Raw genomic sequence first — 20,174 nt, forward strand, 5'->3', positions numbered from 1 at the left:
CCGATGCCGATACGCCTTCTGATCGTCGACGACTCGGTATTCTTTCGCCGCGCCTTGCGGGAGGTCTTCTCCAGCGACCCGCGGCTCGAGGTCGTGGGCGAGGCGTCCAATGGTCGCCAGGCCGTGCTCAAGGCCTGCGAACTCAAGCCCGACATCATCACCATGGACGTCGAGATGCCGATCATGGATGGCATCTCGGCGGTGCGGCAAATTGCCGAACGCTGCCCGACCCCGATCCTGATGCTTTCGGCCCTGACCAAGGCTGGTGCCGAGGCCACGCTGGACGCGATCGATGCTGGCGCGGTCGATTTCTTCCCCAAGAACGGCGATGACCCAGAGGATACGCTGGCCCGCTCCGGGCGGCGGTTATGTTCACGGGTGCGGATGCTGGCCCTGCGCTCGCAGCGGGGATCGGCATCCTCTCCCGGCAGCGTGCGCCACGAAACGACCCCGGCTGCCGCCGACTGGCGCCACCGTGGCGGCCGCGGCACGCCGAGTGGGTTTCTCAGTCGCCAGGGGCTGGTGGTGATCGGTGCCTCGACCGGGGGCCCTGCGGCGGTGCCGGCGGTCCTCGGCAAGCTGCCGGCGGACTTCTCCGTGCCGATCGTGATTGCCCAGCACATGCCTGGCGCCTTCACCGGCCCGTTCGCCCAGCGGCTGAACGACTCCATGCCGATTCGGGTGGTCGAGGCATCCGACGGCGAGATGCTGCGTCCGGGCACGGCCTATGTCATTCCGGGCGGCCGGCACGGGGAGTTGGCTGGTCGGCCTGGCGCCTACAAACTCAACCTGCGTGATCCGGTGGCCGAGGAACATTACCGACCCAGTGTGACCCTGGCGTTCTCCTCGGCCGCCCGTGTTGCCGGTGACGATTTGCTGGCGGTCGTGTTGACCGGTATGGGAGACGACGGCGCCGAAGGGGCCCGTCAGATCACCGCGGCGCGCGGTCATGTCTGGGCACAGGATCAGGCCACCAGTGTCATCTACGGGATGCCGGCGGCCGTGGCCAAGGCAAACCTGGCCGAATCGATCCTGCCGTTGGGGCAGATCGGCGCGGCCATCGGAGGGGCGTTGCGATGAAAATCTGGGCAGTTGCCAATCAGAAGGGCGGGGTGGGCAAGACCACCACGAGCGTGAGCCTGGCCGGCCACTTGGCCCGCGAGGGCAAGCGGGTGTTGCTGGTCGATCTCGACCCGCACGGCTCGATGACGGTCTACTTCGGCATGGAGCCCGAGGCACCGGGGGCGAGCGTCTACTCGCTGTTCAAGTCGGCCGCCGAAGGTCAGCGGCTCGACCCGGCGCGCGTGGTGCATCCCACGGCGTTCGACGGCATCAGCCTGATGCCCGCCTCGACGGCCCTGGCAACCCTGGATCGACAGCTGGGCATGCGTGACGGCATGGGACTGGTGCTCAAGCGCTCGATCGACCGGATCCGTGACGATTACGACTACGTCCTGATCGACTGCCCACCGATCCTGGGTGTGACCATGGTCAACGCCCTGGCGCTGGCGGAATTCCTGATCGTGCCGGTCCAGACCGAGTTTCTGGCCCTCAAGGGGCTCGAGCGGATGCTGCGTACCCTGGCGATGGTGCAGCGATCGCGGCGTGACCGGCTGGAATACGTGATCCTGCCGACCATGTTCGACCGCCGTACGCGTGCCTCGCACGACACGCTGCGCCTCCTGCATGATCGTTACCACGACGATGTCTGGACCGACGTTATCCCGGTCGACACCCAGTTCCGCGAGGCAAGTCGCCAGGGCAAGCCCTTGCCGATGATTCACCCCGACGCCCGCGGGAGCGAGGCGTATCGACAATTTCTTCACTGGCTGGAGGCCCATGTCGGTGGTCAGGCGATGGCTCCGGCTGCCGAACTGGGTGCCAGCGGTGCCCGTCTGCAGGAGTCCCGCTGATGGCCGCCGAAAAACAGACTGACAGCCGGCGAGCGATCGTCGACCAGGACGCTGCAATCACGGCCTATCTTGATGGTCTGCTGCGTGACCCCGACGCCGATGACGCAGCGGAAAGCAGCGCGCCGCGCAAGTCCCCCGGTCTCAAGGTGATCAATGTGCCGGAGTCGCCAGCTGCCAGCGAGCCGCCGGTCGACGAGAGTCCGGTGGCGGTACCGGAAAACGCCCCATCCGAGCGGGCCGCGGCCGTCGAGGCCCCTCACGCCGCCGATGTTGAACCATCGATGGCGTCGGTCGAGTCCGAGGAGATGGGCGCAGTCGCTGGCGAGACGGGTGTGCCGGAGCCGGCCGCTCTCGAGGTGGCGGATCAGGAGGCGCCGACCACCGCCCCCGAGCCGGCCACCCTGGCTGAATCACCGCCCGAGTCAGACACCACAAAGGCCGACACCACCGAATCGAGCCAGGCGGCGGAGGATAGTCCTTCGGACAGCCCCTGGGGCTGGCTGCGTATCGGCGGGATGACGATGGCGATCCCCGTTGATGCCATCGAATCGCGTCACCCCGACCCGGCCCTTGATCCGGTGCCAGGGGCGCCCCCCCAGGTGGCCGGTGCCTTGTCCGTTGACGGACGCCCTCGGTTGATCCTGTCGTTGGCATCGCTCCTGGGCAGGCAGGGCTCCGCCGATGCCGAGACCGAGGTGCTTCTGTTGGGCAAGGGCGGCTTGTGGGGAGTGGCCGGCGAGCGTGTCGAGCAACCGCCCGAACTGCACGAGAAGTCCGTGGAGTGGCGCAGTGAGGCACAGCGAACGACTCGCCGGCCGTGGCTTGCCGGCACGGCTTCGGCGGCGGGCGTGGCCGTACTTGACGTGGTTGGCCTGCGGGCGGCCCTGAAGGCGTCCCGGTAGGCGATCCAAGAGGTGAAACAGATGATGAATCAAGCGATGCAAAAGACCCGGACCCCGGAAGAGTACGACGAGGAATTCGAGGCGCAGGACCAGGGGCCGTTGTCGCGCTGGGTCAACTTCACGGTCGACGACGAAACCTACGCCCTGAATGTGCTTGACGTTCAGGAGGTCCTGCGGGATGCCGAAATCACCCCCATCCCGGGGGCGCCGGATGCCATTATCGGCATTATCAATCTGCGCGGTAACGTGGTCACCGTGGTCGACGCGCGCATCTTCTTTGGCCTTGAAGACAAGGCCTGGGACGAGAACAGCCGCATCATGGTCATCGAGGTGGCCTCGGGGGAGATCGTCGGTCTGGTGGTCGATAGTGTGGCCGAAGTGATCGCCCTGCCGCAGACGGCGGTCGATCAGGCCATGATGGCCGTGGCCGATGATCGCGCCCGTCATATCCTCGGCATCGTGCCCCAGGATGAGAAATTGATTATCCTTGTCGACATGAAGAGCCTCTCCGACATCGCTGCGACATGATCGTATCGCCTCCGCCCCTCTGGCTTGCCGCCGCCGCGCTGATCCTGGGCCTGGTCGTCCTGCTGGTCACGCTGTCCCTGCACCGAGGTCTCAAGCGGGCCCAGTTCACGCGTGAACGATGGTTTCAGGCTCAGATGGAGCGCCTCGAGCGCGAGCATCGTGGCCTTGAGTCTGCGCTGGCGGGTTTCGGGCGGCACATCGATCAGATCGACGAGCGTGTCGAGACGCTGGGCGAGCGCATCACCCAGCTCAACGCCCGGATCGATGCCGTCGCCTCGGACGACGATGAGCCCGGCTTCGGGCACGCCTTGCGGTTGGCCTCGCAGGGGCGGGTAAGTGTCGATGAACTGATCGAGGACTTCGGTCTGTCGGAGAGCGAGGCGCGTCTGTTGATGCGGGTCAACCGTCCCGAGGAAGATCGGCACTTCTCGCCCTGACTCGCCCGCCCTCCCTGCCCGAATCGGCAGCCAATCATCAGAAATGCAAAAGGCCCGCCGAATCGGCGGGCCTTTGTCGTCGTGGCAGCCGAATGTCGATCAGTCCTCGGCGGCGCGCTCGGCGGCAGCCTCGCGGATTGCCTGGCGCAACTGCTCACGCACGGGTGCGGTATCCGGGCGTTTGCCGTGCCAGATGGCGAAGCTCTCGGCCGCCTGCTCGACCAGCATGCCCAGGCCGTCGAGCGCCCGCGCTCCACGTGCCTCGGCCCATTCCATGAACACGGTCGGTTCGGCCCCGTAGGCCATGTCGTAGGCCGCCGTGCCCGCGCCGATCAGCCCATCCGGCAGGGGCGGCAGCTGGGCGCTCAGGCTCGCCGGCGTGGCGTTGATGATCAGGTCGAAGCGGCTTTCCTCGATTTCTGCCAGCGGACAACCGGAGAGCAGGCAGTCGCCGGCGGCATCGCTGAATTCCTCGACCAGTCCGTGGGCGCGATCGGGATTGCGGTTGGCGATCACCAGCTCCTGCGGGGCCTCGTGAAGCAAGGGGGCGAGCACACCACGCGTGGCGCCACCGGCCCCCAAAATCAGCACTCGACCGCCGGCGACATCGACGTCGTGGAAGGCCAGGTCATTCACCAGGCCGACCCCATCGGTGTTCTCGGCGTAAATGGGCTCGTCCGCGCTCTCGGGGAACACCAGGGTATTGGCCGCCAGGGCCCGCTGGGCTCGCTCGCTGTGCCGATCGGCGAGATCGAAGGCCTGCAGCTTGAACGGCACGGTGACGTTCATGCCGCGACCACCGCGTTTGATGAAGGCGGTGACCGTTTCCTCGAAGCCGTCGATCGGCGCCCAGATCTTTTCGTAGGTCAGGTCGATGCCCAATTGCCGAGCGAAGGCCCGGTGGATCAGGGGCGAGCGCGAGTGCTCGATCGGGTTGCCGATCACGGCGTACAACAGGGGCGTGTTGGGGGCCATTGAGGTCTGTGTCACAGGTTCATTGGGGCGAGATGCTCGCGCGACCAGGCGGCGCGTTCGGCTGGCGTTTCGTCGCGCAACAGATGATCGACGTGCCGATCGATTCGCTCGATACGGTGACGCAAACCCTCGCCGTTTGCAACCTGGATGGAGAGGCCCGGACGGGCATTGAGCTCGAGGATCAAGGGGCCAAGATCCCGGTCGAGCACCACGTCCACGCCGAGGTAGCCCAGCCCGGTCATGTCGCTGCATTTCGCCGCCATTTCCAGCAACGATTGCCAGCCGGGAATGTCCACCCCGCTGATGGGTTCGCGCGTATCCGGGTGGTGGGTGACGTGCTGGTTGTGGGCAACCCCGTCGAGTGTTCGCCCGCCGGCCATGTCGACGCCGGCACCGATGGCCCCCTGATGGAGGTTGGCCTTGCCGTCGGACTGGGTGGTCGGCAGGCGGACCATCGCCATGACCGGATAGCCACGGTAGACGATGGTGCGGATGTCCGGCACGCCCTGGAAACTGATCTTCTCGAACAAGGGGGAGAACTGGACCCGATATTCGATCATCGCAACATCGGGGCGCCCGCCCAGACTGTAGGCACCGGCCAAAATGTTGGAGATGTGCAGAGCCATCGCATCCATCCCGATGGCCATCCCTGAGCTCTTCCGGTAGATCAGCGGTTCGTGCGACTGCTTGCCGTCGATCACAAGGATGCCGTCGCCCCCAGCCCCGTTGGCTGGTTTAATCACGAAATCCTCGTGTATGCCCACCAGTTTGGCCAATTGCTTGATTTCGTGGGTCGTGCTGATCACCCCGTAAAGCTTCGGTACATGGAGCCCGGCCTCCTCGGCCAGCTCCTTGGTCAGGAGCTTGTCGTCGACCAGCGGGTAATAGCGGCGCGCGTTCATCTCGGCGATGAATTCGCCGTTGCGCTGGTTCATGCCCAGCACCCCCAACTCTTTGAGCCGGCGGGGCGAAATCGGCCAGTTGATGGCCATCAGCGATTGTCCCCGGAGCGATCGTTCGTGGGTGGATCGGGGCGACGGGCCTGTGCCAGCGTTTTGAAGGCGCGGAAACGGAACAGCTCCGTGAGCCGGTAACCGGTATAGCGACCCACCAGGAGCGTGAACGCCAGCACCACCAGCAAAAGCTCGGGGAAGACGAAGAACAGATGGGTCACGTAGGTGTTGACCATCACAAGGTAGGCCAGTGCCGCTACCACCAGTGACCCGGTCGCCTGTGCCAGGGCGTCACCGGCACCGTGCTCCTCCCAGACGATCGACACCCGCTCGATGGTCATCGCCAGGATCACCATCGGGAACAGCCCGACCGACAGGCCGATATCCAGGCCGAGGCGGTGCGAGACGATGCTGATCAGCACCATCAACAGGATCACGACGATCACCACCGCAGCCAGTCGCGGTACCAGAAGTAGCTTGAGGCGTTCGAGGTAGAAGCGGATCGCCAAACCAAGCGCGACGATCAGGGTGAATAGCACCACGCCACCGACTAATTGTGTCTCGCGGAACGACAGCGCGATCAGTACCGGCATGAACGTGCCGAAGGTGCGAATGCCGATCAGGTTGCGCAACAACACGATGATCAGCGCGCCCAACGGCACCAGCAAGAGTACGCGGTAGGTGTTCTGGGCATCGATCGGCAGATCGAGTAGCGAGAAGTCCATCAGCCGTGATTCGGCGATCGACGATTGCAGTTGGGCGGTCTCGACGGCATCACGGAGGTTGCGCGTGGTTGCGAAGGTGAGCTCCACATCCTGCAGGCCCGAGGTAATCAGCGCCGGCTGGTCCCCGTGCCACCAGACCAGGAACTGGCGTGGATAGCCCACCGCGCCCGATCGTGGATCGATGGGGACCCAGCGCCTCGAGTTGTGGACCTCGAGCCAGGTGGTCGGCCCGAGGTTGCGTCCCTCGTCGGTCAGCATGACGCCATGGGACATGCGCGCCGGGATGCGGGCGATTGCCAGCAGACTGATTGCCAAGCGGGTGCGTTCGGTCTCGGTGGCGTCCGGTTTGAGGAACGCGGCGATGTTCTCGTTCGGTCGACTGGCGTTGACCTCCTTGACCAGCAGGGTCGCGAAGGTCTGGATATCGGCCGATCCGGCACGGATTTCCTCGACGAACGACTCGGCGGCCGACTTGAGCGGCTCCTCGAGCGTCGGTGCCGCCGCCGGGCCGGGGTAGGGTGAGGGCTGGATCTCCTCCTGATCGCGGTAGACCGTTGCCTGGTAGTACAGGGTCTGGTTGCCTTCCGGGCTGCGCTTGGTCCAGACCGCCTCGCGTTGCCGATCGCTCGACTGGGTGGTCAGGCCCCAGCCACGCGAAACAAAGCCTTCATCCAGGAGGGTGTAGTGGGGCGGATCGCTGGGCAGGGCGAACCGGACCGAGGCCGGGGCCGTGCCCGGGTTTACCTCGATCTGTGCCTCCACCGTCCAGGTCTCCGTCTCCCGGTCCGGCGTGAGGGGGAAGCCCAGGGCGCTGTACTTGTAATACGCCACCGACAGGCCCACCAGGGTCAGCAACAGGACGACGAACAGCAGGTGGATGCGTCTCATGATGGTGGGCTGGACTCCGATGGGCAGCGGCGGCTGGGGGAGGTCAGCCAACCGGAATGAAACGGCCGGCATGCGGCCGGCCGAGAGATTGCGAGTTACTTGCAGTCTGGGTCGTCGGTGAACCGTTCAGCCGGGTCGACGATGATCCGGCCGGCCATGTGATTGCGCCCGACCAGCACCGGGTAGTTGAAACCGTCGCGGTTGTTGAGAGTGACTTCTTCCTCGATCTCCATGTTGTCGACGCAGAGGGTCAGGTCCACCACATAGCGGGTATCCGGCTTTCCTTCGTGGCGCTTGATCTTTACCTTGCGCTCGACCGGTCGCTCGAGCCATTTCTCGGTACCGGTGTCGCGGTCGACCACCTTGAAGCGGACCCATTCCTCGTCGTCCCTCTCGAAGGGTTCGACCGCTCGGGCGTCGATCGAGGAGGTGGTCGCGCCGGTGTCCAGCTTGGCCTTCATCACCCAGCCGAGTTCCATCACCTTGATGTCCTCGACGTAGCCGAAGATGTCCTTGTCCGCGGCCTGGGCCGGGGCGACGATGGCGAGGGTCAGCAGCGCGGCCGCAAGCACATGGCTGGTGCGGGTCAGGAGATTGCGTGTGTGCATCAGGAACAGTTATCCGTCGATCTTGCGAATGTCCCCGTCGGCGGTGCCGAGGATCAGCACGTCGGCCGGCCGGAGGGCGAAAATGCCGACGGTTACGACGCCGGGCAGATCGTTGAGTTCTGCTTCGAGCTTGGCCGGCTCCATGATGCGCAGGTTGTGCACGTCGAGGATCTGGTTGCCGTTGTCGGTAACAAAGCCATCGCGATAGACCGGTTGACCACCGCGCTTGACCAGTTCGCGGGCGATCATGCTGCGGGCCATCGGGATTACTTCGACTGGCAGCGGGAAATCGCCCAGCACGTCGACCAGCTTGGTCTCGTCGGCGATGCAAATGAACTTCTTTGCCAGCTGCGCGATGATCTTCTCGCGGGTCAGCGCGCCACCGCCGCCCTTGATCAGCTGCAGGTTCTCGTTGGCTTCGTCGGCGCCGTCGATGTAGACCGGCACGGAGTCGACGCTGTTGAGGTCGAATACCTCGATGCCGTGGTCCTTCAGTCGCTGCGTGCTGGTTTCGGAGCTGGAGACCGCGCCTTCGATGCGATTCTTGATCTTGGCCAGCTCGTCGATGAAGTAGTTGACCGTCGAGCCGGTACCCACGCCAACGACGCTGCCGGCCGGGACGTATTCGATGGCCGCGGCGGCGGCGAGTTTCTTGCCTTGTTCGGTGTTGCTCATTTTCAGTCTCACTCTAGTCGGGGTCGGGACCCACCAGAGCGGCGTAATGCCGTGGGGTCCGAGGGTGGTCAGGGTTTCTGATAACCTCCTATCCTATATCACTAGCACCGTTTGGCGGGCAATGCCCCCGAATAGCCGAATAGCGGCACCCAATCAATTAACACGAGGTGCGGACTTGACGCCCCTGTTGCGCGACTATCTCGACGAGATTCTCAAGGCCCGGGTCTATGACGTGGCCATCGAGTCGCCACTCGAGCCGGCCATCCAGCTTTCCGAACGTATCGGTAACCGGGTGCTCCTCAAGCGCGAGGACATGCAGCCGGTGTTCTCCTTCAAGCTGCGCGGCGCCTATCACAAGATCCACAAGCTCTGGCGCGAGGACCGCATCGGTGGCGGCGTAATTGCCGCCTCGGCGGGCAACCATGCCCAGGGCGTGGCGCTGGCGGCCCAGACGCTCGGGCTGCGCGCCGTGATCGTGATGCCCGAGACCACCCCGGCGATCAAGGTCGATGCCGTGCGTCGGCGTGGGGCCGAGGCGGTGCTGGTCGGCGATGCCTTCGACGATGCCTACGCGCACGCCAAGACGCTGATCGAATCCGAGGGGCTCACCTACATCCCGCCCTACGACGACCCGGACATCATTGCCGGGCAGGGCACCGTGGGGGCCGAGATCCTGCGCCACCATCCCGATCCCATTCACGCGATCTTCGTGCCGGTCGGGGGCGGTGGCCTGATCGCCGGCGTGGCCGCCTACGTCAAGGCCCTGCGCCCGGAGATTCGCGTGATCGGTGTCGAACCGACGGATGCCGCTTGCCTGGCCGCGGCACTGGCCGCCGACGAGCGCGTGATCCTCGATCAGGTGGGGCTGTTTGCCGATGGCGTGGCCGTGCGCCAGATCGGCCAGTATCCCTTCGAGGTCGCCCGCGAGGCGGTCGACGAGGTGGTCACCGTCGATACCGACGAAATGGCCGCGGCGATCAAGGACATCTTCGATGACACCCGCAGCATCAACGAGGCGGCCGGGGCGCTGGCCACCGCGGGCCTCAAGCGTTATGCCCGCGAGCGCAATCTCTCCGGTGAGACGCTGGTGGCGATTGCCTCCGGGGCGAACATGAATTTCGACCGGCTGCGCTTCGTGGCCGAACGCGCCGAGATCGGCGAGCACCGCGAGGCCCTGTACGCGGTGACCATCCCGGAGCGTCCGGGTGCCTTCCTCGCCTTCTGCAAACTGTTGGGCAGACGTCAGATCACCGAGTTCAATTACCGTTACGCGGATGCCGACCGCGCGCATATCTTCGTGGGCATCAAACTCGCGGAGCAGGCCGACCGGCAGCGGGTGTTCGAGCAACTCAAGTCCGCCGAGCTGCCCGCGATCGACCTGACCGACAACGAAATGGCCAAGCTCCACGGCCGGCACATGGTCGGTGGGCATGCCGGGGACATCCGTGATGAACGGCTGTTCCGCTTCGAGTTTCCCGAGCGTCCCGGCGCCCTGATGAAATTCCTCTCCCACCTCGGGGCGCGCTGGAACATCAGCCTGTTCCATTACCGCAATCACGGCGCCGACTACGGCCGGGTGCTGGTGGGCATCCAGGTGCCCGAGGCGGAGGTCGGCGAGTTGACCGCCTATCTCGAAGCCTTGCGTTATCCCTACTGGCCCGAGAGCGACAACCCGGTCTACCCGCTCTTCCTGGCGTAAGGCCCAAGACGTCGGATGCCAAAAGAAAACCGCGCCTCGGCGCGGTTTTTCTCTTTACGGACTGTCGGCGAGATCAGCCCTGATCCTCCAGCGAGAGGATGTGATCCCATTGCTCCCCGGTTACCGGCATGATCGACAGGCGGTTGCCGCGGCGTACCAGCGGCATGTCCTCGATAGCCGGGTCGGCCTTGAGTTCGGTCAGCGGGATCACGCGCTGGGTATGGCGGACGTACTTGACGTCGACCAGGAGCCAGCGCGGCTTGTCCGGGTCGGACTTGGGGTCGAAGTATTTTTCGTCGGGGTCGAAGGCGGTGTGGTCTGGCCGTGCCTCGCTGACGATGTCCATGATGCCGACGATGCCCGGCACCTTGGTATTCGAGTGGTAGAAGAACGCGCGGTCGCCCGGCTGCATCTGGTCGCGGATCATGTTGCGCACCTGGTAGTTGCGGATGCCGTCCCAGGGTTCCGTGCCGACGCGCTCAAGGTCGTCGATGGAAAAGGCGTCGGGCTCGGATTTCATCAGCCAGTAGGCCATGACTGTCTCCTGTGGAACGTTAATCGGGGTCAGGACGACTCGGTTCGTCCCGTCGAGGCGCGGGCATCGATCACCCCGGTGTCGGTCACTATGTAGTCCAGCGGCTGGTCCCAGGGGTCGACCGGCAACCATTCGACTTCCTGGCAACCGAAGGCCACGCCGATCGCCAGTGGCCGGCGGCCACGACGCTGGGCCAGCGCGCGGTCGTAGAAACCGGCCCCCATGCCGAGGCGGTTACCACGGGCATCGAAGCCCACCAGCGGAATCAGTAGGGCGTCGAGGCTGTTGATGCCCCGTTGGCGCGGATCGGCCGACTCGGTGATGCCAAAGCGATTGGTACGCTGGCGCGGCATCCGCCGCTGCGAGCAGGCGGTCAATGGGTCGGCGTGATGGAAGGCGAGTCGGTGGTCGGGCAGGACGCGTGGCAGCCAGATCTGGCCGCGATGGCGCTGCAGCCAGCCGTCGAGCTCGGGCTCGCCGTCGAAGGCGCAGTAGGCGGCCACTGCCGTGAGGGAAAGGCCACGTGTCAGGCGTTCGAGTCGGGCTTCCAGTTGGCGAATGGCCAGGAACCGGGGAAAGCCGCCCAACGCCTTTCGGCGCGAGCGCAGGGCTTTTCTCAGGGTGGCTTTATCGGGCTTCAGCATGATCTAAGCAAAAAAGGCCTGCACGAACTCGATGCCATCCCGGCTCGTCGAGCCATTCGTGAACAGCGGATCGTGTTCGTGCAGACCTATCCGTGTGAGGTGTCTTCCAGGGCGCCGCTGGCGGCGCTTCGACCTTGAACCGTATCGGTTCAAGTCGGGGGCTCCGCCCGGCTCATCAGGCTTTCCGCCAAAGCGGACATGCGCACAGAACCGCTTGTCACCCCCTGTGTCGCAAATTAAGGCTCAAGGGATTGAGCGCAACCTGGCGAACGTCCCAGAAGACTGCCTTCATGCTAGGTCCGGTGGCGACGGCTTTCAAGGGAATCTTCACGAATCCTCTGAAATTGCACCGTCGGGTGACGTTCGTGTCGGCGGTTGGATACGCGTCAGGCCGAGTCGCGCTCCATGGCCTCGAGCAGGCGATCGATCCGCCCGGCCAGCTCGCCGTTGTCGAGATCCTCCGGCAGCTCGATCTGCCGTCCATCAAGCAGCTGGCGGGTGATGTTCAGTGCGGCGAGCACGGCGATCCGCTCGGTGCTCAGCACCTTGCTGGTCCGGCGGATCTCGGCCATTTCGTCGTTGAGGTACTCGGCCGTGCGCAGCAGCATGCCCTGCTCGTCGGGCGGGCAGACGATGCGGTAATCCTTTTCCATCACCCTAACGGTGACGGGGTGGTTCGGCTGGCTCATGGGTCAATCCTCGCGTTGGGTCTCGGCGGCCTGGTCTTCAAGACGCCGCAACTGACCTGCCAGTTCCTCGATCCGGTCGTGGCTGTGCTCGATCAGTCGGCGCAGTTCCCGGTTTTCCTCGCCCAGTGAGGCCGCCTGCACGCGCATTTCGCTGCGCTCGGCATGGGCCCGCTCCGCGGCGGCGAGCAGTCGTTCGATCTTGTCGGCAAGCCCTTCGGCCATGGTGTCGAATCTCCGCGTGAATCGCCCCATGGCATCCGTTGGGATGCCGGGCGGAATGACGGGTGGGCCGCAGCCCCGTTAGGCAGGCGGGCAACCACCCGGATCTCCGGCGGCAGTCTATCATTTGCCTGGCATAGCGGTGACAATGTGGTCACCTAGACGACAGGCTACAAGCTACAAGAACGGGCGAATACGCAACGAGACGCGCAATGACCGAATATCAACGATTTCAGCAGGCCCTCGACTCCATCGGCGCGCTGGCCAATCCTGCCGAGGCGCACGGGGTGCTGATCGGCATGTGGATCGGTGGCGGCCCGGCCGAGGAGTCGCGCTGGCTGACCGAGTTGGTCGAGGAAGACCAGCCACCACAGGTGGCGCCGACCGTGCTTTCGGAGCTCTACCAACGCCTGGTCGAGCAGGTCACCACGGCCGACAACCTCGGCCTCGATCTGGTGCTCCCCGACGAGGAAACGAGCCTTAAGACGCAGGTCGAAGGCTTGATCGATTTCGCCCAGGGCGTCCTTTACGGCTACGCGATCGAGAACGGTCCGGCCCGCCGGGCGCTCGGGGACGATGCCCGCGAGGTGTTTGACGATCTGGGTGATATCGCCCAACTCGACCCCGAGTCGGTCAAGACCGAGGACGACGCCTTCGACATTCATCAGATCGAGGAGTATCTGAGCTCCGCGTTGCTGGTGATGTACCTGCAATTGCACCCGCCGATCCCCGAGACGGCCGGCTCGCAGCGCCTGCAGTAACGGCCCGACGACACACCCCAAACGACGAGCCACCAGATGCAATTGATCGGCCCTTCTCCAACCGAGCGCCGTGAATATCAGCGCCGCCGCAAGCGCCTGATCAAGGCCATTGGCAAGCGCAGTGCCGCCATCGTGCCGGCGGCCGTGGAGCAGCAGCGCAATCACGACAATCCATGGCCCTTCCGCCAGTCGAGCGACTTCTACTACCTCACCGGCCTGGCCGAACCCGACGCCCTGTTGGTGCTCTGTCCCAAGCGTGCCGAGGGCGAGGTGATCGCCTTCGTCCATCCGCGTGACCCCGAGCGCGAGCGCTGGGAAGGTCCGCAATTGGGCCTCGAGCGGGCGCCGGCCGCGCTGGGGATCGATCAGGCATTCGCTATCGACGAGATCGACGACCGCCTGCCCGAATTGCTCAAGGGGTACAGCCGGCTCCACCTGCCGTTCGACGAGCACGATTGGGTACTACAGGCCCTGGGTTGGTTCGATGAGCTGCGCCGGGGCGCGCGAGCCGGTGTTCAGCCGCCACAAACGATCAAGGATGTCGCCGGGCCGATCCACGAGCAACGCCTGGTCAAGTCGCCGCAGGAGATCGACCGGCTGCGTCGTGCGGCCGCGGTATCGGTCGAGGCGCATTTGGCCGCCGCCCGTGGCGTGCATGCCGGGCTGTTCGAATTCGAGATCGCCGCGATCCTGCAGAAGGTCTTTGCCAGCGCCCACGGCGAGCCGTCGTTCGCCCCGATCGTCGCCGGGGGCGAAAACGCCTGCGTGCTGCACTACCGGGCCAATGTCGCCGAGCTCAAGGACGGCGACCTGGTGCTGATCGATGCCGGCGCGGAGGTCGACTACTACGCCGGTGATATCACGCGCACCTGGCCGGTCAGCGGCACCTTCAGTAAGCCCCAGCGCGCGCTTTATCAAGTGGTGCTCGACGCGCAACTGGCCGCCATCGAGGCGATCGCCCCCGGCGTGTCCTTCGATGCCCCGCATCAGGCGGCCGTGCGCGTGATCACGGGAGGGTTGATCGAGCTGGGGCTGATCGAGGGGCCGGTCGACGAGGCAATCGAGGCGGGGAGCTATCGCAGCTACTTCATGCATCGCACCGGTCACTGGCTGGGCTCGGACGTGCATGACGTGGGCGGCTATCGTGTCGATGGCGACTGGCGCGAGCTCGAGCCGGGCATGGTGATGACCGTCGAGCCGGGGTTGTACATCGATCCGCAATCGGGTGCGCCCGCGGAATACCGTGGTATCGGCATTCGCATCGAGGATGACGTGCTGGTCACCGAAGAGGGCTTCGAGGTGCTCACCCGAGGTGTTCCCAAGCAGATCGACGAGATCGAGGCCCTGTTCGCCGGGCGGCGCGACCCCGTCAGTCAGCCGCTCGAATAGATTCTGGAACAGACCCTGGAGTGAACCGGATCATGACCCGCCATTCGGCCGTGCACGAGGAGGCATTCGACACCGACGTGATGATCGTCGGTGGCGGGATGGTCGGCGGCGTGCTGGCGCGTGCCCTGGCCGCCGATGGCTGGTCGGTCGAGGTGATCGAGCCGCGACGCCCCGACGAGTCGGCCAGCTTCGACCGGCGGTTGACTGCAGTAGCCGATGCCGGCTGGCAGTACCTGGACACGCTCGGCCTGATCGATGCGCCGTTGGCCGCGGCCGCCGAACGCATCCGCGAGGTGCGGGTCTTCGATCGGGGCCATTTCGGCCTGAGCCGCATTACCGCCCGGTCGGCCGGGGTCGAGGCCCTGGGTTACGTCATGCCCAACCGTGCGCTGGGCGAGCGCCTGGAATCCCTGCTCGCCGGTCCGCCGACGGGCGAGGGTGAAATCCGTTACCACCGCCCGGCACGCTATGAGCGCCATCACACCGACGCCGACGGCGTGACCGTCGAGATCCGCCATGATGACGAGGGACTCGTGACGCGACGTGCGCGGTTGGTGGTCGCGGCAGACGGCGCGGATTCCGCCGTGCGCGAGCAGGCCGAGATGGATGTCAGCCGTCGCGAGTACGGCCAGGTCGCTACAGTGGCGACGGCCATGCCGGCCCGCCCGCACGGCGGGGTGGCGTTCGAGTGTTTCACCACCGGCGGCCCGCTGGCGGTGCTGCCGGCCGCCGGTGGGCGGGTCTCATTGGTCTGGGTGGCACGGCGTGACGAGGCCGAACGGCTGGGAGGGCTGGATGACGCGGCCTTCGCCCAGGCGGTGGACGCGACCTTCGGCCATCGTCTGGGTGGCTTCTCGGCGCCCACCCCCCGGGCGCAGTACCCGCTCAACCTGGTGACGGCCAACGAGCCGGTCGCCGATCGACTGGTGGTGTTGGGTAACGCCGCTCACGCCCTGCATCCGGTCGCTGGTCAGGGCTTTAATCTGTGTCTGCGTGACATCCGCGATCTCGCGCGGGTGCTGCGGGCCGACCGCGGCGCGGCCGTTGATCCGGGTGATCCGGCCCGACTGGCGCATTATCGTGCGCTGCGCCTGGCCGACTACCGGCGCACCATCGGATTGACCGATGGTCTGGTGCGTGGTTTCTCGCTGGATCTGCCGGGGTTGGGCCACCTGCGTGGCGGAACACTGTCCCTGTTCGACGGCCTGCTGCCGCTCAAGAATCGCCTGGTGCGCGCCACGCGGGGGATCGCCTGATGGCCGCCGTACGCCAGGTGGACGTGATCGTCGTCGGCGGCGGCATGGTCGGTGCCGCCGCCGCGCTGGCGTTGGCGCAGCAGGAGCTTGAGGTTGCCCTGATCGAGCGTGAGCCGCCTGCGTCGCTCGGTGGTGACGATCCCTTCGACCTGCGGGTCTCGGCGCTGGCCCCGGCGAGCATCGCCTTGCTCGATCGGCTGGGGGCGTGGGCGGCCATCCGCGCCGAGCGTGCCGCGCTCTACCGGCGCATGCGTGTCTTCGATGCCGCCGGGCCGGGTGATCTGACCTTCGATGCCGTCGAGGTGGGTCGGCCGTATCTTGGTTACATCGTCGAGAACCGTCGGGTGCAGCTGGCGTTGTGGTCGCGGTTGGGCGCATTCGACAACGTCGAATGCCTTACCGGTAGCGAGCCCCAGCGGCTCGAGGTGCGCGATCGTGACGTGAGCCTGACCCTGGACGATGGTCGGGAGTTGCGCGCCGACCTGGTGATCGGTGCCGACGGGCAACGCTCCTGGGTGCGCGAGACGTCGGGTATCGGTGCAAGCAGTCGCGATTACCCGGTCGCCGCGCAGATCCTCTCGGTCGAGACCGGCTACCCGCAGCAGGACATCACCTGGCAGCGATTCACCCCGGACGGCCCGCAGGCCTTCCTGCCGCTGGCCGGCTCGCGCGGCTCGCTGGTCTGGTACGACACTCCCGAGCGGGTGCGCGCCCGGCACGGGCTGTCGCCCGAGGCACTGCGCGACGCGGCGATGGCCGCGTTTCCGGACGAGCTCGGCGAGATCACGCGGGTGGCGGGGCAGGCGTGGTTCCCGATCCGTCGGTTGCATGCCCACCGCTACTGGGCCGATCGGGTATTGCTGGTCGGCGATGCGGCGCATTCGATCCACCCGTTGGCGGGTCAGGGGGCGAATCTCGGCTTTGCCGACGTCGAGGCGCTGATGGCGGTCGTCGCCTCCATGGGCGATCGAGGCATGGGGGATACGCGACTGGCACGCGCCTACGAGCGACGTCGTCGCGCGGACAATCAGTTGGTCCAGTCACTCATGGATGGTTTCGACTGGGGCTATCGTCGCCGTGACCCCCTGACAGTCGCCGCACGCACGGCCGCGACCCAACTGGTGGCCGGCGTACCGCCGTTGCGTCGCTGGATGACTCGGATGGCGGGAGGTCAGCGCCTTGGCGGATAGACCCTTTGTCGAGTCAACCGAAAAGCACACGGCGAGGCGCCTGATCAGCTGGGGGGTGCGGTTCACTCGGCTGCTTGGCATTGCCGGTGTGTCCGATTACGAAAATCACGTGGCCCAGCGTTGGGCCGTCCGCCTCGAGTTGCCCCTGTTGCTGATTTCCCTGTGGATTCCGGTGCAGTGGTATCTCGAATACACCGGCCAGGTTGAGGTGGGACAGGGGTTCTGGATCGACTTGCTCATCTGGGGGTTTTTCCTGGTCGAACAGCTGATTCTGCTCGCCCTGGTCAAGGACAAGGCCTTCTACTTGAAAACCAACTGGTTGCTGGTGAGTGTGGTCGCCCTTGGCCTGCCATTGGTCGTGCTCGAAGCCGTGGCGTTCATGCTGGGCTTGAGGTTGCTGCGTGTTTTGCTGGTCTTGATTACGGCGCTTCGATTGGGACGTCGTTACTTCCGCGAGTTGGGCCGGCACGTGTTCTTCGCCATCGGTTTGATGACGGCCTTTCTGCTGGTGCTTGCGGGGTCGTTGATGCCGGTGCTCGATCCCGAGACCTTTGAGGATTTCGGTGACGGGGTCTGGTGGGCGCTGGTCACGTTATCGACGGTCGGCTACGGGGATCTGGTGCCGCAGACCGACGCCGCCCGCACGATGGGATTTGTGTTCGTCGGCATTGCCGTCGTCTGGCTGGCCCTGATCAGTGCCTCGACCGCCGCCTTTCTGGTCGGTCTGAGAATGGAGGCGAGCAGCGAGGATGAGGAGCGCATCGAAACGCAGATCCTGCGTCGGCTTGACCGGATCGAGAGCTTGCTGGAGCACGATCGCGACGCGCGACAGGATCAAGAGGCTCGTGGTGCCGGCGACGGAACGGATCACGAACCACCGGGAAGGTAGTCGTCTTAGCTCGGTCGGTGACCTGCCACCAGGGCCCAGTCACCCAACTCACGGAAGGTGGTGACCTGGTTGCCGGCGGCCGTCCAGGCCGCGGCCACGGCATCGGCCTGGTGGCCGAGAATGCCAGATAGCGCGAAGCGTGCGCCCGGCTTGAGGTGGCGGCTCAGCATCGGGGCGAGTGCGATCAGGGTGGGGGCGAGGATGTTTGCCAGCAGCCCGTCGACCTGCCGGTCGGCGGGATACTCCTCGGCCAGGTATAGCGACAGGCGGGAGGGTTCGAGGTCGTTGAGTTCGGCATTGCCACGGCTCGCGGTCAGTGCCTGCGGGTCGATGTCGGTACCGTCGACCTGGGCCGCGCCCAGGCGCAGGGCGGCGATGGCGAGAATCCCCGAACCGCAGCCGGCATCCAGCCAGTGTTGCCCGGTGATCTCCTGCGATTCCAGCCATTCGAGGCACAGGCGCGTGGTCTCGTGCTTGCCCGTGCCGAAGGCGAGTCCCGGGTCGAGCCGGATCGGCAGGCGGTCATCCGTTGCCGAGCTTTCCTCCCAGGCCGGCTCGATCACCAGCCGCTCACCGATCGGCATGGCGGCAAAGTCGGCCTGGGTGCGGCGCACCCAGTCATCCTCGTCGAACACCGAGTGACCCAGTCGATCGAGCAGCGCGGGGCGCAGCAGCCCGTGCAACGTGCCGACGATAGTGGCCGGCGAAACGTCCCCCTCGAACAGGCCGACCACGCGGGTCTCGGCCCACAGCGGCGACTCGCCCGGCTGCGGTTCGAGCACCGGCTCGTCACCGAGCTCCTCCAGGGTGACCGACAGCGCGCCGGCGGCCAGCAGGGCGTCCTCGACCGCCTCGACGTCGTCGCGAGGCACCTCCAGCCAGAGGTGCTGCCACTCGTCGGCCATCAGGAAATCCCGAGGCGCTTGTGCAGGAAGTGGATGTCCATGCCACCGGCGATGAAGTTCGCGTCCAACATCAGCTCGCGGTGCAGCGGGATGTTGGTCTTGATGCCGTCGATCAGCATTTCCTCGAGCGCCCCGTGCATGCGACGGATGGCCGCCTCGCGATCACCGGCGTGGGTGATCAGCTTGCCGATCATCGAGTCGTAGAACGGTGGCACCGAGTAGCCGTTGTAGATGTGCGAGTCGACCCGCACGCCCAGACCGCCCGGGAAGTGCAGGTTGGTGATCTTGCCGGGGCTGGGGGCGAAGGTGGCCGGGTCCTCGGCATTGATGCGGCACTCGACCGCGTGACCACGGAATTCCACCTGGTCCTGCGTCAGTTGCAATGGCACGCCCGCGGCGATCGCCAATTGCTCCTTGACCAGATCGATGCCGGTGACCATCTCGGTGACCGGGTGCTCGACCTGCAGGCGGGTGTTCATCTCAATGAAGTAGAACTCGCCGTTCTCGTAGAGGAATTCGAAGGTGCCCGCGCCGCGGTAGTTCATGCGCTTGCAGGCCGCGACGCAGACCGCGCCGATCTCGGCGCGTTGCTCGGCAGTAATGCCGGGCGCCGGGGCTTCCTCGATCACCTTCTGGTGGCGGCGCTGCATCGAGCAGTCGCGCTCGCCCAAATGGATGGCGTTGCCCTGGCCGTCGGAGAGTATTTGCACCTCGATGTGGCGGGGATGCTCGAGGAACTTCTCCATGTAGACCTCGGGGTTGCCGAAGGCCGCGCCCGCTTCGCTCTTGGTCATCTCGATGGCGTGGTGCAGGTGCGCCTCGGTATGCACGACGCGCATGCCGCGGCCACCCCCACCACCGGCCGCCTTGATGATCACCGGGTAGCCGACCTCGCGGCCCAGTCGATGGTTCTCCTCGGGGTCGTCAGTCAGCGCGCCTTCCGAGCCGGGCACGCAGGGCACCCCGGCGGCGCGCATGGTTTCCTTGGCGGTGACCTTGTCGCCCATCATGCGGATGGATTCGGCGGTGGGGCCGATGAAGATAAAGCCGGATTCCTCGACCCGCTCGGCAAAGTCGGCGTTCTCGGAGAGAAAGCCGTAACCGGGGTGGATGGCCGAGGAGTCGGTCAGCTCGGCGGCGGCAATCAGTGCCGGCACGTTCAGATAGGACTCGTTGGACCGGGGCCCGCCGATGCAGACCGACTCGTCGGCCAGGCGGACGTGCTTGAGTTCACGGTCGGCAGTGGAATGGACGGCCACCGTGGCGATGTCGAGCTCGCGGCAGGCGCGCAGAATGCGCAGCGCGATCTCGCCGCGGTTGGCGATCAGGACCTTGTTCAGCATCTTGGGGAAACTCCTGGGAAGGCGAAAGCGGCTGGATGTGCGTCGGGCAGG

At 65.7% G+C, this 20,174-nt stretch carries 22 protein-coding genes and 1 other RNA gene; 11 read left to right on the top strand and 12 right to left on the bottom strand.

Going from position 1 to position 20,174, the window contains the following annotated elements:
* Positions 1 to 3 precede the first annotated feature (3 nt).
* The 5 genes from ABGV18_RS01210 to ABGV18_RS01230 are packed head-to-tail and all read left to right on the top strand — an operon-like array spanning position 4 to position 3,780.
* Complete coding sequence (locus tag ABGV18_RS01210) at positions 4 to 1,080, top strand: chemotaxis-specific protein-glutamate methyltransferase CheB (protein WP_396584458.1); 1,077 nt, start codon at positions 4 to 6, stop codon at positions 1,078 to 1,080.
* Positions 1,077 to 1,913: a ParA family protein gene (locus ABGV18_RS01215; protein ID WP_396582161.1), complete on the top strand. Its 837-nt coding sequence runs from the start codon at positions 1,077 to 1,079 to the stop codon at positions 1,911 to 1,913. Before ABGV18_RS01210 ends, ABGV18_RS01215 begins: the two co-directional genes overlap by 4 nt.
* The gene (locus ABGV18_RS01220; protein ID WP_396584459.1) at positions 1,913 to 2,815 is read left to right on the top strand and encodes a chemotaxis protein CheW; all 903 of its coding nucleotides are present in this window, start codon (positions 1,913 to 1,915) and stop codon (positions 2,813 to 2,815) included. Before ABGV18_RS01215 ends, ABGV18_RS01220 begins: the two co-directional genes overlap by 1 nt.
* A 36-nt stretch (positions 2,816 to 2,851) precedes the next feature.
* Positions 2,852 to 3,343, top strand: a complete 492-nt coding sequence (locus ABGV18_RS01225; protein WP_396584460.1) for a chemotaxis protein CheW — start codon at positions 2,852 to 2,854, stop codon at positions 3,341 to 3,343.
* Entirely contained in the window at positions 3,340 to 3,780 is a 441-nt protein-coding gene (locus ABGV18_RS01230; protein ID WP_396584461.1) for a DUF2802 domain-containing protein, read from the top strand. Before ABGV18_RS01225 ends, ABGV18_RS01230 begins: the two co-directional genes overlap by 4 nt.
* A gap of 99 nt (positions 3,781 to 3,879) precedes the next feature.
* On the opposite strand, the gene aroE is transcribed toward ABGV18_RS01230, so the two are convergent.
* The 5 genes from aroE to rpiA form a co-directional block, all read right to left on the bottom strand.
* Positions 3,880 to 4,755: a shikimate dehydrogenase gene (gene aroE, locus ABGV18_RS01235; RefSeq protein ID WP_396584462.1), complete on the bottom strand. Its 876-nt coding sequence runs from the start codon at positions 4,753 to 4,755 to the stop codon at positions 3,880 to 3,882.
* 11 nt (positions 4,756 to 4,766) lie between these two features.
* Entirely contained in the window at positions 4,767 to 5,747 is a 981-nt protein-coding gene (locus tag ABGV18_RS01240; RefSeq protein WP_396584463.1) for an alpha-L-glutamate ligase-like protein, read from the bottom strand.
* Positions 5,747 to 7,321: an inactive transglutaminase family protein gene (locus ABGV18_RS01245; protein ID WP_396584464.1), complete on the bottom strand. Its 1,575-nt coding sequence runs from the start codon at positions 7,319 to 7,321 to the stop codon at positions 5,747 to 5,749. Before ABGV18_RS01245 ends, ABGV18_RS01240 begins: the two co-directional genes overlap by 1 nt.
* 95 nt (positions 7,322 to 7,416) lie before the next feature.
* A complete protein-coding gene (locus ABGV18_RS01250) occupies positions 7,417 to 7,929 on the bottom strand; it encodes a putative ATP-dependent zinc protease (protein ID WP_396584465.1) in 513 nt (170 codons plus the stop codon).
* Between the two features lie 9 nt (positions 7,930 to 7,938).
* Positions 7,939 to 8,604, bottom strand: coding sequence for a ribose-5-phosphate isomerase RpiA (rpiA, locus tag ABGV18_RS01255; protein WP_396584466.1), 666 nt, complete (start codon positions 8,602 to 8,604; stop codon positions 7,939 to 7,941).
* Between the two features lie 175 nt (positions 8,605 to 8,779).
* Between rpiA and ilvA the strand changes: the two genes are divergently transcribed.
* Positions 8,780 to 10,303: a threonine ammonia-lyase, biosynthetic gene (gene ilvA / locus ABGV18_RS01260; RefSeq protein ID WP_449728390.1), complete on the top strand. Its 1,524-nt coding sequence runs from the start codon at positions 8,780 to 8,782 to the stop codon at positions 10,301 to 10,303.
* A 73-nt stretch (positions 10,304 to 10,376) separates the two neighbouring features.
* On the opposite strand, the gene ABGV18_RS01265 is transcribed toward ilvA, so the two are convergent.
* The 5 genes from ABGV18_RS01265 to ABGV18_RS01285 form a co-directional block, all read right to left on the bottom strand.
* A complete protein-coding gene (locus tag ABGV18_RS01265) occupies positions 10,377 to 10,838 on the bottom strand; it encodes an EVE domain-containing protein (RefSeq protein ID WP_396584467.1) in 462 nt (153 codons plus the stop codon).
* Between the two features lie 29 nt (positions 10,839 to 10,867).
* Positions 10,868 to 11,482: a 5-formyltetrahydrofolate cyclo-ligase gene (locus ABGV18_RS01270; RefSeq protein WP_396584468.1), complete on the bottom strand. Its 615-nt coding sequence runs from the start codon at positions 11,480 to 11,482 to the stop codon at positions 10,868 to 10,870.
* Positions 11,483 to 11,581: 99 nt separating this feature from the next.
* Positions 11,582 to 11,766: non-coding RNA, 6S RNA (gene ssrS / locus ABGV18_RS01275), on the bottom strand.
* A gap of 102 nt (positions 11,767 to 11,868) precedes the next feature.
* Positions 11,869 to 12,171: a cell division protein ZapA gene (locus ABGV18_RS01280; protein ID WP_396584469.1), complete on the bottom strand. Its 303-nt coding sequence runs from the start codon at positions 12,169 to 12,171 to the stop codon at positions 11,869 to 11,871.
* 3 nt (positions 12,172 to 12,174) lie between these two features.
* Positions 12,175 to 12,393: a hypothetical protein gene (locus tag ABGV18_RS01285; protein WP_396584470.1), complete on the bottom strand. Its 219-nt coding sequence runs from the start codon at positions 12,391 to 12,393 to the stop codon at positions 12,175 to 12,177.
* A gap of 209 nt (positions 12,394 to 12,602) precedes the next feature.
* Here ABGV18_RS01285 and ABGV18_RS01290 point away from each other — a divergent pair, with 209 nt between their 5' ends.
* Genes ABGV18_RS01290 through ABGV18_RS01310 form a run of 5 tightly spaced genes read left to right on the top strand, consistent with a single transcriptional unit; the run spans position 12,603 to position 17,875 of the window.
* Positions 12,603 to 13,151 carry a UPF0149 family protein gene (locus ABGV18_RS01290; RefSeq protein ID WP_396584471.1) on the top strand — a complete coding sequence of 183 codons (549 nt, stop codon included), beginning with the start codon at positions 12,603 to 12,605 and terminating at the stop codon, positions 13,149 to 13,151.
* A 36-nt stretch (positions 13,152 to 13,187) separates the two neighbouring features.
* Positions 13,188 to 14,540 (top strand): aminopeptidase P N-terminal domain-containing protein, encoded by a 1,353-nt coding sequence (locus ABGV18_RS01295; protein WP_396584472.1) that lies wholly within the window; start codon positions 13,188 to 13,190, stop codon positions 14,538 to 14,540.
* 32 nt (positions 14,541 to 14,572) lie between these two features.
* Positions 14,573 to 15,796 (top strand): FAD-dependent monooxygenase, encoded by a 1,224-nt coding sequence (locus ABGV18_RS01300; RefSeq protein WP_396584473.1) that lies wholly within the window; start codon positions 14,573 to 14,575, stop codon positions 15,794 to 15,796.
* Positions 15,796 to 16,986, top strand: coding sequence for an FAD-dependent oxidoreductase (locus ABGV18_RS01305; protein ID WP_396584474.1), 1,191 nt, complete (start codon positions 15,796 to 15,798; stop codon positions 16,984 to 16,986). The genes ABGV18_RS01300 and ABGV18_RS01305 overlap by 1 nt, the downstream gene beginning before the upstream one ends.
* Positions 16,976 to 17,875 carry an ion channel gene (locus tag ABGV18_RS01310; protein ID WP_396584475.1) on the top strand — a complete coding sequence of 300 codons (900 nt, stop codon included), beginning with the start codon at positions 16,976 to 16,978 and terminating at the stop codon, positions 17,873 to 17,875. Before ABGV18_RS01305 ends, ABGV18_RS01310 begins: the two co-directional genes overlap by 11 nt.
* A gap of 5 nt (positions 17,876 to 17,880) precedes the next feature.
* On the opposite strand, the gene prmA is transcribed toward ABGV18_RS01310, so the two are convergent.
* Positions 17,881 to 18,780 (bottom strand): 50S ribosomal protein L11 methyltransferase, encoded by a 900-nt coding sequence (gene prmA / locus ABGV18_RS01315; protein WP_396584476.1) that lies wholly within the window; start codon positions 18,778 to 18,780, stop codon positions 17,881 to 17,883.
* On the bottom strand, positions 18,780 to 20,123 hold the full coding sequence (gene accC / locus ABGV18_RS01320; protein WP_396584477.1) for an acetyl-CoA carboxylase biotin carboxylase subunit: 1,344 nt from the start codon (positions 20,121 to 20,123) through the stop codon (positions 18,780 to 18,782). The genes prmA and accC overlap by 1 nt, the downstream gene beginning before the upstream one ends.
* Positions 20,124 to 20,174: the final 51 nt, after the last annotated feature.

The organism is Guyparkeria halopsychrophila (genome assembly GCF_044582135.1).
Classification (GTDB): Bacteria; Pseudomonadota; Gammaproteobacteria; order Halothiobacillales; family Halothiobacillaceae; genus Guyparkeria.

Coding starts and splice junctions, on each gene's coding strand:
- ABGV18_RS01240 (WP_396584463.1), bottom strand. CDS start 5,747: ATGGCCATCAACTGGCCGATTTCGCCCCGCCGGCTCAAAGAGTTGGGG.
- prmA (WP_396584476.1), bottom strand. CDS start 18,780: ATGGCCGACGAGTGGCAGCACCTCTGGCTGGAGGTGCCTCGCGACGAC.
- ABGV18_RS01270 (WP_396584468.1), bottom strand. CDS start 11,482: ATGCTGAAGCCCGATAAAGCCACCCTGAGAAAAGCCCTGCGCTCGCGC.
- ABGV18_RS01220 (WP_396584459.1), top strand. CDS start 1,913: ATGGCCGCCGAAAAACAGACTGACAGCCGGCGAGCGATCGTCGACCAG.
- ABGV18_RS01230 (WP_396584461.1), top strand. CDS start 3,340: ATGATCGTATCGCCTCCGCCCCTCTGGCTTGCCGCCGCCGCGCTGATC.
- ABGV18_RS01295 (WP_396584472.1), top strand. CDS start 13,188: ATGCAATTGATCGGCCCTTCTCCAACCGAGCGCCGTGAATATCAGCGC.
- ABGV18_RS01245 (WP_396584464.1), bottom strand. CDS start 7,321: ATGAGACGCATCCACCTGCTGTTCGTCGTCCTGTTGCTGACCCTGGTG.
- rpiA (WP_396584466.1), bottom strand. CDS start 8,604: ATGAGCAACACCGAACAAGGCAAGAAACTCGCCGCCGCCGCGGCCATC.
- ABGV18_RS01225 (WP_396584460.1), top strand. CDS start 2,852: ATGCAAAAGACCCGGACCCCGGAAGAGTACGACGAGGAATTCGAGGCG.
- accC (WP_396584477.1), bottom strand. CDS start 20,123: ATGCTGAACAAGGTCCTGATCGCCAACCGCGGCGAGATCGCGCTGCGC.
- ABGV18_RS01305 (WP_396584474.1), top strand. CDS start 15,796: ATGGCCGCCGTACGCCAGGTGGACGTGATCGTCGTCGGCGGCGGCATG.
- ABGV18_RS01215 (WP_396582161.1), top strand. CDS start 1,077: ATGAAAATCTGGGCAGTTGCCAATCAGAAGGGCGGGGTGGGCAAGACC.
- aroE (WP_396584462.1), bottom strand. CDS start 4,755: ATGGCCCCCAACACGCCCCTGTTGTACGCCGTGATCGGCAACCCGATC.
- ABGV18_RS01300 (WP_396584473.1), top strand. CDS start 14,573: ATGACCCGCCATTCGGCCGTGCACGAGGAGGCATTCGACACCGACGTG.
- ABGV18_RS01250 (WP_396584465.1), bottom strand. CDS start 7,929: ATGCACACACGCAATCTCCTGACCCGCACCAGCCATGTGCTTGCGGCC.
- ABGV18_RS01210 (WP_396584458.1), top strand. CDS start 4: ATGCCGATACGCCTTCTGATCGTCGACGACTCGGTATTCTTTCGCCGC.
- ABGV18_RS01290 (WP_396584471.1), top strand. CDS start 12,603: ATGACCGAATATCAACGATTTCAGCAGGCCCTCGACTCCATCGGCGCG.
- ABGV18_RS01265 (WP_396584467.1), bottom strand. CDS start 10,838: ATGGCCTACTGGCTGATGAAATCCGAGCCCGACGCCTTTTCCATCGAC.
- ABGV18_RS01280 (WP_396584469.1), bottom strand. CDS start 12,171: ATGAGCCAGCCGAACCACCCCGTCACCGTTAGGGTGATGGAAAAGGAT.
- ABGV18_RS01285 (WP_396584470.1), bottom strand. CDS start 12,393: ATGGCCGAAGGGCTTGCCGACAAGATCGAACGACTGCTCGCCGCCGCG.